12 protein-coding genes and 1 tRNA gene are annotated in these 14,799 nt (G+C 27.7%); 10 read left to right on the plus strand and 3 right to left on the minus strand.

Annotated elements, in window-relative coordinates:
* The coding region (locus tag ACFQZW_RS07585; RefSeq protein ID WP_386781575.1) for a hypothetical protein at nucleotides 1–132 on the plus strand (132 nt) is incomplete at its 5' end.
* Nucleotides 133–148: 16 nt separating this feature from the next.
* Nucleotides 149–976 carry a hypothetical protein gene (locus tag ACFQZW_RS07590; RefSeq protein WP_386782143.1) on the plus strand — a complete coding sequence of 276 codons (828 nt, stop codon included), beginning with the start codon at nucleotides 149–151 and terminating at the stop codon, nucleotides 974–976.
* A gap of 6 nt (nucleotides 977–982) precedes the next feature.
* On the opposite strand, the gene ACFQZW_RS07595 is transcribed toward ACFQZW_RS07590, so the two are convergent.
* Nucleotides 983–1,864 carry a lysophospholipid acyltransferase family protein gene (locus ACFQZW_RS07595; RefSeq protein WP_386782145.1) on the minus strand — a complete coding sequence of 294 codons (882 nt, stop codon included), beginning with the start codon at nucleotides 1,862–1,864 and terminating at the stop codon, nucleotides 983–985.
* Nucleotides 1,865–1,970: 106 nt separating this feature from the next.
* Here ACFQZW_RS07595 and ACFQZW_RS07600 point away from each other — a divergent pair, with 106 nt between their 5' ends.
* Nucleotides 1,971–2,615 (plus strand): rhomboid family intramembrane serine protease, encoded by a 645-nt coding sequence (locus ACFQZW_RS07600; RefSeq protein ID WP_298262242.1) that lies wholly within the window; start codon nucleotides 1,971–1,973, stop codon nucleotides 2,613–2,615.
* Nucleotides 2,616–2,646: 31 nt separating this feature from the next.
* On the opposite strand, the gene ACFQZW_RS07605 is transcribed toward ACFQZW_RS07600, so the two are convergent.
* Both ACFQZW_RS07605 and ACFQZW_RS07610 read right to left on the minus strand, forming a co-directional pair.
* A tRNA-Gly gene (locus tag ACFQZW_RS07605) sits at nucleotides 2,647–2,719 on the minus strand.
* A gap of 57 nt (nucleotides 2,720–2,776) precedes the next feature.
* Nucleotides 2,777–3,205 carry a GNAT family N-acetyltransferase gene (locus ACFQZW_RS07610; RefSeq protein WP_298262243.1) on the minus strand — a complete coding sequence of 143 codons (429 nt, stop codon included), beginning with the start codon at nucleotides 3,203–3,205 and terminating at the stop codon, nucleotides 2,777–2,779.
* A 103-nt stretch (nucleotides 3,206–3,308) separates the two neighbouring features.
* Between ACFQZW_RS07610 and ACFQZW_RS07615 the strand changes: the two genes are divergently transcribed.
* From ACFQZW_RS07615 to ACFQZW_RS07645, 7 genes are all read left to right on the plus strand, one after another.
* Nucleotides 3,309–3,743, plus strand: coding sequence for a GNAT family N-acetyltransferase (locus ACFQZW_RS07615; protein WP_298262244.1), 435 nt, complete (start codon nucleotides 3,309–3,311; stop codon nucleotides 3,741–3,743).
* A 1-nt stretch (nucleotide 3,744) separates the two neighbouring features.
* Complete coding sequence (locus tag ACFQZW_RS07620) at nucleotides 3,745–4,173, plus strand: YybH family protein (protein ID WP_386782148.1); 429 nt, start codon at nucleotides 3,745–3,747, stop codon at nucleotides 4,171–4,173.
* The gene (locus ACFQZW_RS07625; RefSeq protein WP_386782150.1) at nucleotides 4,143–4,871 is read left to right on the plus strand and encodes a M15 family metallopeptidase; all 729 of its coding nucleotides are present in this window, start codon (nucleotides 4,143–4,145) and stop codon (nucleotides 4,869–4,871) included. The genes ACFQZW_RS07620 and ACFQZW_RS07625 overlap by 31 nt, the downstream gene beginning before the upstream one ends.
* Before the next feature lie 117 nt (nucleotides 4,872–4,988).
* On the plus strand, nucleotides 4,989–7,085 hold the full coding sequence (locus ACFQZW_RS07630; protein WP_298262247.1) for a tetratricopeptide repeat-containing sensor histidine kinase: 2,097 nt from the start codon (nucleotides 4,989–4,991) through the stop codon (nucleotides 7,083–7,085).
* A 66-nt stretch (nucleotides 7,086–7,151) separates the two neighbouring features.
* Nucleotides 7,152–9,968: a helix-turn-helix and ligand-binding sensor domain-containing protein gene (locus ACFQZW_RS07635; RefSeq protein WP_386782153.1), complete on the plus strand. Its 2,817-nt coding sequence runs from the start codon at nucleotides 7,152–7,154 to the stop codon at nucleotides 9,966–9,968.
* 279 nt (nucleotides 9,969–10,247) lie between these two features.
* Nucleotides 10,248–13,289 (plus strand): SusC/RagA family TonB-linked outer membrane protein, encoded by a 3,042-nt coding sequence (locus ACFQZW_RS07640; RefSeq protein WP_386782155.1) that lies wholly within the window; start codon nucleotides 10,248–10,250, stop codon nucleotides 13,287–13,289.
* 11 nt (nucleotides 13,290–13,300) lie between these two features.
* Complete coding sequence (locus ACFQZW_RS07645; RefSeq protein ID WP_298262250.1) at nucleotides 13,301–14,794, plus strand: RagB/SusD family nutrient uptake outer membrane protein; 1,494 nt, start codon at nucleotides 13,301–13,303, stop codon at nucleotides 14,792–14,794.
* Nucleotides 14,795–14,799: the final 5 nt, after the last annotated feature.

Below are 14,799 nucleotides of genomic sequence, written 5' to 3' on the forward strand. Positions count from 1 at the left end.
GATAGCGAATGGGTTCATTTACGAAAATCAAACACCGAGCCAATAATCAGAATTTATACCGAAAGTACTTCGCAAGCAAAAGCAGATGCATTAGCACAAAAACTAATGACTGAAATTAAAAATTGTATATAAAATAATAAAGCTATTTATGAAATTTAAAATAATTGTAATTGTATTATTACTATTCAGTAGTGTTACACATTCACAAACTACTAATTATAATGATTCCGGATTAAATAAGGGAAAGTTTTTTGCTTATTGGGGATGGAATAGAGGTCATTATTCTACATCAGATATTACCTTTAAAGGAGATAATTATAATTTTACACTTTCTAATGTAAAGGCAAAAGACAAACCAAAGCCTTTTGGTATTTATTATTTTAAACCTGATGAAATCACCATTCCTCAAACGAACTTTAGAATTGGTTATTTTTTTAAAGAAAATTACACGGTAGCTTTAGGAGTAGATCATATGAAGTATGTAATGAAAAATGATCAAACTGTAAAAATTAATGGAACGATTAATTTAGGAGGCGATTTTGATGGAAATTATACTAATGAAGAGATCGTTTTGACAGAAGATTTTTTATTGTTTGAACATACTGATGGGTTGAATTATGTAAATATTGAGATAAGCAGGTTTGATAATTTAGATAACTGGCTGAAGTTTAAAGTTAAAAATATAGATATTAATTTAACCGAAGGTGTTGGAGTTGGATTGTTATATCCTAAAACTAATACTACTTTATTAGGTAAAGAACGTTATGATGAATTCCATGTTTCTGGTTATGGTATTAGTGCTCATGCAGGTTTAAATATTACATTTTTTAAACACTTTTTTATTCAATCTAATATTAAAGTAGGCTATATTAATATGAAGGATATTAGAACAACAGCAAGTACATCAGATTCTGCTTCTCAAAATTTTACTTTTTTTGAAAATATGTATGTTTTTGGAGTTAGATTTAGTTTATAAAACAACTTAATTAGGAGCTTTATCCTTATGCTTAAAACGTTTATGAGTCCAAAAGTAGTACTGAGGTTGTTTGCGTATTAATTGTTCAATTTTTTCTAAAAACACGTCGGTAAGTTCGTAATTAGGATACTTTAGGGCATTATTTGTAATTAAACTAAAAGTGGTTTCATAATAACCTCTTTTAATTTTTTTTGTTTCAAATAATACAACATTCATATCGTATTTTTTAGCTAACATTTCAGTACCCGTATGAATAGGGACTTTAATTCCTAAAAAATGGTTCCAATAAAAAGTCTTTTTTAATTGAGGTGATTGATCGCTTAGCAATCCATACATAGATTGGATTTTATTTTTTTCATTAGAATCAATTTCTGAAATAGTTTTAGAAGTAGGTACCAAATTAACACCAAAACGAGATCTAGATTTTAGAATTTTTTTATTGAAATAAGGATTGTTTAATTTAGTAAAAGCACCGTACGTTTTATAGCTTATATAAGGGTCTAAACCTAAAATCCATTCCCAATTTGCATAGTGAGCTCCAGTTAAAATAACACTTTTACCGTCTTTATATAATTCATTTAAAAAAGTGAGGTTTGTATATTTGTAATGCTTGTCCAAAGCTTTTTTAGAAATGGTAAAAGATTTTATCATTTCCATAAAAATATCTACAAAGTGACTGTAAAATTTTTTACTAATTTGAATGATTTCTTCATTGCTTTTTTCAGGAAAAGCCAATTTTAAATTGTTGTATACTACCTTTTTTCGATACCCAATAACATAATAAATAATTACGTAAAGAAAATCTGAAATAAAATATAAAATTTTAAAAGGTAAAATTGAAATTAACCAAATAATGGGATATACTAAAATGTAAACTATTAAATTCATAACTAATATAAGCTGCAAATATCGTATTTAATTTTTAAAAGTTAGCTTACAAAAAAATCAATATCATAACTTTTTTATACTTTCGCTTAATTAAAATATTTCAATAATGAATATAGATAAAACTCTTCTTTTAATAATTTTAGTTAATGTGATTGCTTCAATAAAAGGATTTAGCGATCGTTTGTTTTTTGATAAGTACAAATTTCAAATTGGTGCCATTAACAGAGGTGAAAAAATAAGGATGCTTACTTCTGCTTTTTTACATGTAGACTACTTACATTTAATTTTAAATATGTATGTGCTTTATATTTTTGCGCCAATTATTATTTTTAAGTTAGGTGTTGTAAAATTTCTAATACTTTATTTTGGAAGTTTATTTGCAGGAAATTTTTTGACGTTGACATTTCATAAAGATGAATTATATTATAGTGCAGTTGGGGCTTCTGGAGCTGTAGCAGGTATTATTTATGCGGCAATTTTATTAAACCCTGCAATGCAATTATTTATGTTTCCATTACCAATTCCAATTCCTGGGTATATATTTGGAGTAGGATATTTATTATATTCTATATATGGAATGAAAAATAAGATGGGTAATATTGGTCATGCAGCTCATTTGGGAGGAGCAATTGGAGGGTATGCATTGTTATTATTGGTTTACCCACAGGTATTTACACATAGTTTTACTACGGTTGTTTTATTAGGAATTCCTATAGTACTTTTATTACTATTTGGAAATAAATTAAAATAAAAAAAGCCAAACTTAAGTTTGGCTTTTTTTGAGCGAGAGACCGGGCTCGAACCGGCGACAGTCAGCTTGGAAGGCTGAAGCTCTACCAACTGAGCTACTCTCGCGTTGGTGGTGCAAATATACAATCCTTTTACATTTTTGCAAACGTTTTTTAAATAAATTTAAATTATTTTTAGATAGTGAAAGCCTAATTTTTTGTACCCTTTTAATTCATAAAATTTATGAGATTTAATATTGTTTATGTAAGTATTTAATTCTGAGGCTTCATAACCATTTTTTTGTGCATAGTTATGAATCCATTTAAATAAAATTTTTCCAATTCCTTTGTTTCTATATGTATCACTAATTATTACATGGTCTGGTTCAATAGTTTTTCCACAATAATGTCTTGTTAAATGCCATAATCCAGTAATTCCAATTAATTGCTTATCAATATACACGCCAACACATTTGTAGTTTTGATAGGTAGACATTTCTAACACTCGTTTTTTTAAAATGGTTTCTTTAGTTGTTGTATTTAATTCTTTTAATAGAGGTAGTATGTTTAAAATATGTTTTTTTGAAATCAACTTTATTTCTATGTTTTGCATAATAATAGTAATTTAGCATTGTTACAACAATTTTATGAAAATAATTTTAGAAACAGAACAAATTTATGCCAGAGGTAACCAGCAGTAATATATTCAATAATCAATGATTCAAATTAAAAAAATTTCTGCAGAAGAAACTTATCCAATTAGGCTAGAGGTTTTACGTGAAAATATTCCATTACCATATAAATTTAATGGTGATTTTGATGAAAATACATTTCATATTGGTGCTTATAGAAATAAAAAACTTATAGCGGTTTCAAGTTATATGAAAGCTGAAAATAAAAATTTTAGAGGGAAACAGTATCAATTAAGAGGAATGGCTACACTAGTTGAATCTCAAGGTACTGGAGCCGGTAAATTAATGTTACAAGCAGCTTTTTCGATACTAACTAAAATGAATATTGATATACTTTGGTGCAATGCTAGAGTAATTGCAGTTGATTTTTATAAAAAACAGGGCTTAGAAACATTAGGAGAACTTTTTGAAATACCATTGGTTGGAGCTCATTATGTAATGTTTAAAAAATTAAAATAAAATGAAAAAAACGTTGTTATTAATTTCAATTATAATGTTGGTTGGTTGTCATTCAATTGACCAAAAAAAAGATAAAATTGAAATAAAAAAAGCCTTGCTTAAAAGTGCCGAAGATTGGAGTAATGGAGATATAGATGCTTATATGAATGTTTATTGGAAATCGGATAAGCTTCAATTTATTGGAAAAAATGGAATTACATATGGTTGGCAAAAAACATTAGAAAACTACAAAAAAGGATACCCAAGTAAAGAGCATACAGGAAAGTTGACATTTGAAATATTAAACATTAATTTTTTAGCAAAAGATTTATATTCTTTAACAGGCAAATATCACTTAGAAAGAACTGTTGGCAATGCCAATGGAGTTTACACTTTAATATTTAAAAAAATAGATGATAAATGGGTAATTATTTCAGATCATTCAGAGTAGTTTTAATAATTTCACTAATATTTTATGGTAAAGAAATGGTGTTTTCTCAAATTAAATATTCTGAAAACGCTTTAACTGGCCAAGGAAATTTAAATTTGATAGGAGAAAATTACAAGCTTCAACCTAAAGTTTTGGAAGCTTTTAAACAAATGTCTTTACAAGCCAAAAAAGATGGAATACTAATTCAAATTGTCTCAGCTTATAGAAGTTTTGATCGGCAGCTAAGTATTTGGAATAGAAAGTATGCATCCTATGTTTCTGAGGGTTTAACTCCACAGAGAGCTATTGAAAAAATTATTGAATATTCTACAATTCCAGGGACATCGAGACATCATTGGGGTACAGATATTGATATTATTGACGGAGCGGTAATTAAACCAAAAGAGCTTTTAATTGAAGAAAATTATAATGAAAATGGAAGCTTTTCCAAATTAAAAAAGTGGATGGATATAAATTCAGAAAGATTTGGTTTTTATTTGGTCTATAACAATGATGAGGATAGAAAAGGGTTTAAATATGAGCCATGGCATTATAGCTATCAATCAATTTCAAAACCTATGTTAAAACAGTTTTTGATACTAGATTTGAATGATATAATTAAAGAAAATTCCTTAAAAGGAAATAAATATATAACTGATCAAATTATTGCAAAATATACTTTAGAAAACATTTTAGATATAAACAAAAATTTAAAATAGAATGATTCTAACTTGTTTATATTTAGATAAATGGTATATTTGAAGCAGTAAATGGCTTGCTTAGCTGAATGAATGGTGGTGCTTTTATACTCTTTCAGCAAATTTAAATTTTAATTGATGCGGAAAATTGTTGTTTTTTTTCTTTTTTACATTTTTTCATCCATATTATATGGTCAAGATTCAACTTCAATAAAAAGTTTAAAAGCGGAACTGTATAACGCATCAGTAGACTCCACCAAAATTTCAATTGCACTAAAAATTGCAGATACTTATTTAAAACAAGAAAACGATTCTTCATTATTTTTTTATAATAAAGCTTTAGAAACAGCTAAAAATATAAATGATCAAAAAAAAATAGCCGATATTCTTTTTTATTTAGGATATAGCTATGAGTTTTTTAATGAACATAATTTAGCAATCCAAAATTATAAAGAAGCTAGATTATTATATATAGAACTCAAAGATAGCTTGAAAGAAGCCATGACAAATAACTATATAGGTTTTTGTTATACACATTTATACAACGAATCTAAAGCTATTGATTTTTATTTAAAATCTTTAAGTATTTATAAAAAGCTGAAAAATGATATTGGAATAGCCAATAATTATACAGATATAGGTAATTTGTATTATGCACAGGAAAATTTTAAAGTTGCAGAAGGTTACTATAATGATGCTTTTGAAATCTATAAAAGAATAGGAGATAAATTTGGAGAAGCAAGTAGTTACACTAATTTGGGAAATACCAATATTGATGAGAAAAATTTTAATAAAGGATTAGAATTTTTTAAGAAATCAATTGTACTATATAAAGAAATTGATGATTTGGCAGGCATCGCAATTGCTTACAATAATATTGGAGATACTTATATAAAATTAAAAGAATTTAAAAAATCAAAATCTTATTTTTCAAAAGCATTAGAATTAGCAAATGAAATTAAAGACCAAGATTTAAGAAGTCTTGTATTGTTAAATATTTCAGATTTATATAATAACTCTGGTAATTTTAAAGAAGCTATAAAGAAAGCCAATGAAAGTAATAAAATAGCTAATGAGATTGGTAATTTAGAATATCAAGGACTTAATTTTTTGAATTTATCTGTAGCATATGATGGGCTAGGTAATTTTAAAGAAGCATTAAATTATTATAAGAAATATACTACATCTAAAGACAGTTTAATAAAAATTGATGGTAATAAAAAAATTCAATTATTTAATGCTTTAAATAAATTAGAAGAAAAAGAGCTAACAATTAATAATTTAGCAGCTGAAAATGAAATAACACAGTTAAAATATGATAATGAGAAAAAGTTAATTTATTTTTTAATTGGAGCAGTAGTAATTTTTGCTTTTTTAATAATACTATTTATTTACGAGCAAGAATCTAAGAAAAAAGCTTATAATTTATTGGAGTTTAAAAATTATCAAATTAGTAAATTAAATAATGAAATGCAGGAGCAACGAGATGTTTTAAAACAAATGAATATTACAAAAGATAAATTTTTCTCTATCATTGCACACGATTTAAAGAATCCATTTAATTCTATAAAAGGTTTTACGGAATTATTAATTGAGAATATAAACGAATATACTGAAGAAAAACAATTAAAATTTTTAAAGGTTGTAAAAGGTTCAACTGTAAAGGCGTCTAGTTTATTAAATAATTTACTTATTTGGGCAAACTCACAGTCTGGAAATTTAAAGTTTAACCCTCAAAAAATTGATTTAAAAGTAGAATTAGCCAACGTAATTTCTTTTCTAGAAATTCAAGCATTTAATAAGGATATAAAAATAGCCAATAAAATACAAGATAATATTTTTTTATATGCTGATGATAACATGTTAAGTACCATTTTGAGAAATCTTATTTCAAATGCAATTAAATTTACACAATCAGAGGGAAGAATTGAAATTATTTCTAATACAAAAAATGGATTTACTAAAATTTCTATAAAAGATTCGGGTATTGGAATTTCTGAAGAAAATCTTAAAAACTTATTTAATATAGAAACCAAAAAATCAACATTAGGTACTTCTAATGAGCAAGGATCTGGTTTAGGATTGATCTTGTGTAAAGAATTTGTTGAAAGGCATGGAGGTGAAATTTTTGTTGAAAGTGAGTTAACCTTAGGAAGTACTTTTTCATTTACTTTACCCAATTGGGAAAAAGCTAACCAATCAAATAATATAAAAAAGCTAACATTAAACGTTTAAATTTATTTAACTAACAGGTATCAATAATAAAAATTGTATTTTTATTATTTAAAATTTAATAGTTTAATGTTAAATATATTCAAAAAAATAGCCTTAATCTTAACATTTTTAATTTGTGCAAACATCAAAGCACAAGAATTACCTCCAATAGAAAACTTTTCACCACTTAATTATTCAGGAGGTAATCAAAATTGGGCAATTTCTCAATCAGATGAAAATTATATTTATATAGCAAATAATAGTGGTTTGCTTGAATTTAATGGTGAGAAATGGAATTTATATCCATCTCCAAATAATACAATTTTACGTTCTGTTAATGTTGTGAAAAATAGAGTTTATACAGGATGTTATATGGAGTTTGGCTTTTGGGAAAAAAATGAGTTTGGGGTTTTAGATTACACCTCATTAAGTAATACTTTAAAAGAAGATTTAATTGAAGATGAACAATTTTGGAAAATATTAGAGTTAGATAAGTGGATACTATTTCAATCACTCAATCGCATTTATATTTACAATACGTTAGATAAGAGTTTTAAAATAATTAATTCTAAAACCCCCATTACAAAAGCCTTTAATATTGAAGGGATTATTTACTTTCAAAAAATAAATGACGGAGTTTATAAGGTTGAAAATGGAGAAGTATTACCCATTTCTACAAATGAGATTTTTAAAAATAATATAGTTGTCAATATTTTTAAAGTTAAAGCTAAATTGTTACTGCAAACTCAACAAAAAGGGTTTTACTTTATTGATGAAGATGGCGAAACCAAATGGAATATAGAATTTAATAAAATATTAGAAGCGTCCAGTGTTTATAGTAGTATTAAATTAGAAGATAATAGTTTTATTTTAGGAACCATATCTAATGGAATTTATCATATTGATAGTCAGGGTAATTTAATCAATCAAATTAATCAAGAAGTAGGACTCAATAACAATACTGTACTATCAATATTTCAAGATAAGGATCAAAATATATGGTTAGGTTTAGATAATGGAATTAGTGTAGTAAATTTTAGTTCTCCATTTAAAGTTTTTAATGATGTAAAAGGGAAATTAGGTTCAGTTTACACTTCAGTAATTTTTAATGACTATTTATATTTAGGAACCAATCAAGGATTATTTTATAAAAAATTAAATTCAAATACAACATTCAATTTCATTAAAGGTACTAACGGTCAAGTTTGGTCTTTAGCAATTTATGATAATACCTTATTTTGTGGACATGATATTGGGACATATATAATAAAAAATAATCAAGCAAAATTAATTTCTGATGTTCAGGGAACTTGGGATATTAAACCCATTCCTACACAAGAAAATTTACTGATACAAGGCAACTATAACGGATTAAACATACTTGAAAAAGTTAATGATTCTTGGCGTTTTAAAAATAAAATTACAGGATTTGATATTTCAAGTAAATTTTTCGAATTTTCAGAAACCCATCAACTATTTGTAAGTCATGAATATAAAGGGGTTTTTAAATTAGAAATAGATAAGAAGTTTGAAAAAGTTGTTGAAATTAATGAAGAAACTTCTGTTACAAAAGGACTAAAATCAGGATTGGTGAGTTATGATAATAATTTATATTATTCATCTGAAAAAGGGGTTTTTAAATACTCCAAGGATAAACATTTTTTTGAGTTAGATTCATTATTTACAAATCAATTTTTTAAAAATGACAGCTACTATTCTGGAAAATTGATTGCCAATAGCCAAACCAATACCTTATGGGGTTTTTTAGATAAGAGCATCGTATATTTTTCACCTGGAATTTTAAATAACACGTTAAAAATAAATAGAATACCATTACCTGAATCTAAAAGAAGAGATATTGCTGGCTATGAAAGTTTAGCTCATTTAAAAGATCAATCTTACCTTATAGGTACTGCAAGAGGCTATATTATTTTAAATTTAGACAAACTTATTGATAAAGATTATGAAGTTAAAATTACTTCAATTACTAAAGCTTCCATTAATTTGAATGAATCTAAAGTAAAATTGTTAAATGATAACCATTCTTTTAAATTTAAAAATAACAATTTAAGTTTTAATTTTAGTGTTCCAGAATATGAAAAATTTACAGAGATTAATTATCAGTATAAACTAGTTGGATTATACAATGATTGGAGTAAATGGTCAACAAATTCCGAAGCAACTTTTAAAAACTTACCTTATGGAAATTACACTTTTAAAGTGAATGCTCGCGTAGGAAATAAATTATCAAAAAATACTGCAAACTATTCATTTACCATTGAAAGACCTTGGTTTATATCTAATTTAATGCTTGTTTTTTATTCGTTATTATTTATTTTAATGGTGTTTTTAATTCATAATTTTTATAAGCGTTATTATACCAAACAAAAAAGTAAGTTAATTGAAAAAAAACAACAAGAATTTACACTTTCACAATTAGAAAATGATAAGGTTATCATGAAATTGAGAAATGAAAAACTTAGGAATGAAGTGGAAGGTAAAACAAGAGAGTTATCAGCCTCTGCAATGAATATTATTAAGAAAAATGAGTTGCTAAGTACTATAAAAAACGAGTTATCAAAGAAAGATAGCACAGACAATGTAAAAAGAGTTTTAAAAATTATCAATCAAAATTTAAATAATAATGATGATTGGGAAGCTTTTCAAGAAGCTTTTAATAATGCTGATAGTGATTTTTTAAAGAAAGCAAAATCACTACATCCTACATTAACTCCAAATGATTTAAGGCTATGTGCTTACTTGAGATTAAATTTATCTTCTAAAGAAATAGCTCCGTTATTAAATATTTCTGTTAGAAGTGTTGAGATTAAAAGATACCGCTTGCGTAAAAAAATTAATTTGGAACACGAAAAAAGCCTTGTTGAGTATATTTTAGAGTTATAAGTTAATGCTACAAGTATAAAAAATACCACAACATTACCACAACATGTTATTAACTATAACCTTATAGTTATAAATTTTATCAAATATTTTTTTCTTATTTTAAGTAGGTTAAAATTCTATTAAAAACACTGAATTTATTCAATTTGATATAAAATTAACATTCATTATTATTCTTTTTAAAAAGGAAAGATTTATAAACTGTATGTTTTTTGTATAGGTAGCTTTTTAGATTTAAGGAAATTTTAGCACTAGTTTTATTAAAACTTAACTCATCAATATATGAAATCATTTTTATTATCAATTTTTATAAGTTTTGTAGGTATATACGGATATGCACAAAACTATGAAATAAAAGGAATTGTAGTTGACGCAAGTGGATCACCTTTACCAGGTGTATCTATAGTAGTCAAAAATACATTAAAAGGAACATCGACTGGCTTCGATGGGGACTTTATATTGTCTAATGTTCAAAAAGGGGAAACACTAGTCTTTTCCTATCTTGGTTTTGTAACTAAAGAAATTGTTATTAACGATGACAGTTTGTTAAATGTAACACTTACCGAAGACACTCAGAGTCTTGATGAAGTAGTAGTGGTAGGGTATGGTACTCAGAAAAAAAGAGAAGTAACTGGAGCTGTATCTGTAGTAGACAGTCAAACTTTAGAAGATCTTAAACCGGTTAAAATGGAACAAGCACTTCAAGGTACAGTAAGTGGAGTAAATGTTACTACCACATCTGGGGCTCCTGGTTCAGATATTAACATTAGAATAAGAGGTATTGCAACAAACGGTGATAATAAACCCTTAACTATTATAGATGGTTATATTGGAGAATTAGGTTTGTTAAACCCAAATGATGTAGAAACTATTACAGTATTAAAAGATGCACAAGCAGCTATTTATGGTTCTACAGGAGCAAATGGAGTAATTTTAATTACAACTAAAATGGGTAAAAAGAACTCTAAAGCAAAAATCTCTTATAATACTTATTATGGTTTTCAAGAAACCTCAAAAAAATTAAATGTTTTAAACGCTACAGAATATGCTGCATTGCTTAATGAAAGTTACGTAAGTGGTGGAGCACAAATTCCTTTTCCAAATATATCAGGTTTAAGTAAAGGTACAGATTGGCAAGACGAAGTTTTTGAAACCAATGTGCCTATTGTTAGTCATGATATTACTATGACTGGTGGTTCCGATAAAATTACTTATGCCATCAGTGGTTCGCATTTAGATCAAGAAGGAATTATTGGAGGAAAGAAATCGGGTTTTTTAAGAAATACAGCAAGAATATCTTTAGGAGCTGAACTTTCAGATAAGTTAAAATTAAAATCAAATGTTATTTATACTTATTTTAATAGAGAAACCCTTCCAGAAGGTGGTAATGCATCAGTATTATTAAATGCTGTAAATAGCCCTTCAACACTTGCTCCTTATGATGCCAATGGTGACTATACAGTTTTTCCAATTGGAAATTTAGGAAATGAAATGATTAACCCTTTAGCTCAAATTGCAAATACGTATAACGATTATAATTTCAAAAAGTTGAATGGTAATTTTGGATTAGATTATACCTTAATGGAAGGTTTAGTTTTATCAAGTTCTATAGGCTTTAATACCTCAAACAGCGAAAGTAAAAGCTTTGCAAAAATTGTTGATTATGGAGGGAAAGTTTTTGATGTAGCAAGAAGTTCAGTTAATCAAAATGCAATTAATAACAACGATTATTCATTTGATATTTATGCAACTTATACCAAACAAATTGATGATGACCATAAAATTGTTGGAACTTTAGGTAATACTATTTTTAAAGAGTGGGGAAATGGATTATATGCAACAGGATACGATATACCAAATAACTCGTGGAGTAATGCAGATATTTCGCTAGCAAACGGGGCACCAGCACCAGGTGTCATTCCTGTAAGTTCATATACTTTTGATGAAAGAAAGCTTTCATACTTTGGTAGATTACAATACGATTTTAGAGGAAAATATCTTTTATCAGCTATGATAAGAAGAGATGCTTCAACTAAATTTGGTCCAGGAAATAAAGTTGGCTATTTTCCATCTTTTACTGCTGGTTGGATTTTATCTGACGAAAGTTTCTTTGGAGAATCTAAAGTGTTAAACTTCTTAAAATTAAGAGGTAGCTACGGTACTTTAGGAAATGATAGAATTCCAACAAATGGATATATTTCTCAACTATCAGGTGAAGCTACTTACGTTTTTGATGGTGCTTTAATTAATGGTGTGGCAACAGGACAAATTCCAAATCCAAATTTAAAATGGGAGGAAGCAAGAAAGTTTGATGTAGGTATAGATTTAAAATTATTGGATAATAAAGTTGGAGTTGTTGCCGATTATTTTATTGATACTAGAGCAGATTTATTAATTCCATTTATTCCTACTTCTGGAATTTTAGGGCCTGGAGCGCCTGGAGCGGCTTCACCTACCATCAATGCAGGTACTGTAAAAAACTCAGGTTTAGAATTCTCTGTAGATTATAAAAATAACTTTACAGATGATTTTTCAATAAATGTAGCTTACAATGTAACATTCCTTAAAAATGAAGTTACAGAAATTAATGGTACTGAGTTTATTGAAGGAGGAGTATTTGGTATTTCTCAACCAGCTCCATCAAGAATGGAAGTGGGACAACCAATAGGTTATTTTTATGGATATAAAACCGATGGAATTTTCCAAAATCAAAATGAAGTAGATGCACATCCTTCACAAATTGCTTTAGGAGCTGAATCTGCACCAGGAGATTTTAGATATTTAGATACTAATAATGACGGTGTTATTGATGTAAATGATAGAACCAATATTGGAGACCCTATCCCAGAGGCAACAATGGGCTTAAACCTTCAGTTTAATTATAAATCTTTTGATTTTTCAATGTACACCTTTGCCTCTGTTGGTAATGATATGGTAAGAAATTATGAAAGTATTTATCCAGATGCAAATAACCTAAATTATGTTTTAGATAGATGGACAGGAGAAGGAACAACCAATAGTACACCTAGAGTAACAACTGCTGCCTCTGTTAACAATGTATTCTCGACATATTATGTCGAAGATGCATCGTATGTTAGAATTCAAAATATTCAATTAGGTTATACTTTTAATCCTGATTTATTAGAAAAAATAGGAGTCGATAAATTAAGACTATATACAAGTGCAAATAACTTATATACGTTCACAAAATACAGAGGTTATGATCCTGGAGCTTCAAGTGGAGCACCTATTGGTGGTGGGATTGATGATGGGTTTTACCCAATTCCAAGAACATATATGGTAGGTTTAAACATTAACTTTTAATACGTATTAAAATGAAAAAAAATTTATATAATACTATACTTTTAACAGCGTTTTTAACAATAATTATTTCTTGTAGTGATGATTTTGTTGAGCGTCCTGTTGAATATTCTATTGATTCTGAGAATTACTTTAATTCTAAAGCTGAATATGAAAGCGCATTAATAGGAGCTTACGACCTTTTGCAATCAACAGCAATTAATGTATTAATGTCAGAAATTGCATCCGATAATTCTTTATGTGGTGGAAATAGCCCTACCGATGTCCCAAGTTATCAACAAATTGATGATATGATTCACACTCCTGTAAATGTGATGCTTAAAAAATCTTGGGATTTTATGTTTGCAGGAATTCAAAGATGTAACTATATTTTAGAGTTTAAAGATAAAACAGAGTTTGAGGGCAAAGATCAAATCATTGCTGAAACACGTTTCCTTAGAGCCTATTATCATTTTGAACTGGTTAAATGGTTTGGTGGAATTCCAATGAAAGGAGATGAAAGATTTGTTCCTGGTGATGAAACTACCATCCCTAGATCTTCAGTTGAAGAAGTGTATATATCAATTTATGAAGATTTAATTTTTGCTTCAGAAAATTTAGATCCAGTTGCCTATGAGCAAGGTAGAGCAACAAGAGGAGCTGCATTAGCTTTATTAGGAAAAGCGTATTTATATGAAGCATCTTCAACAAATCAAGCAGCAAAATACGAACTAGCAGCTTCAACTTTACAAAAAGTTATCAATTCTGGTCTATATACATTGGTTCAAAATTATGATGAAATTTTTGAAATGGACGGTGAAAATGGTCCTGAATCTGTTTTTGAAGTACAATATACAGATGTAGAGGGTGCAAGTTACGGACAAGAACAATATTTTGAAGGAAATGTGATGGTTGGTTATAGTGGCCCTTATGGATATGAAGGACCTTTATTTACAGCAGGAAACAATTTTAACCTTCCAGTACAAGAAGTTGTAGATGCTTTTGAAGAAGATGATTTAAGAAAAGATGTAACCATTTTAGATATGATATCTTGGATGGAAGAAACAGGAGCAACATACACAATTCAACATGAAAATACGTTTTATTTTAATAGAAAATATATTCCTAGAAAAAGAAGTGAAAATGCGGCATTAGATTTAAAACTTACAAATCCAAATAATTATAGAGCAATAAGATACTCTGATGTATTACTAATGGCTGCAGAGGCCTATAGCAAATCTGGTAATGATGCAAAAGCTGCAGAATATTTAAATGTTGTTAGAGACAGAGCATTTGGAGACCAAAATCATAGAATTACTTACACGGGTTCTAATTTATACAATGCAATTTTAGCGGAAAGAAGAGTTGAATTTGCAGGAGAGGGGCTTCGTTTCTTTGATTTAGTTAGAACAGGTAGAGCTGCACAAGAAATTGATGGTTTTACAGCAAATAAAAATGAATTATTTCCTATTCCATTAGAAGAAATTCAATTCTCAAATGGTAATTGGAATCAAAATCCAGGATATTAAAATAC

It is taken from the genome of Lutibacter aestuarii, from assembly GCF_042676885.1.
Taxonomy (GTDB): Bacteria; Bacteroidota; Bacteroidia; order Flavobacteriales; family Flavobacteriaceae; genus Lutibacter; species Lutibacter aestuarii.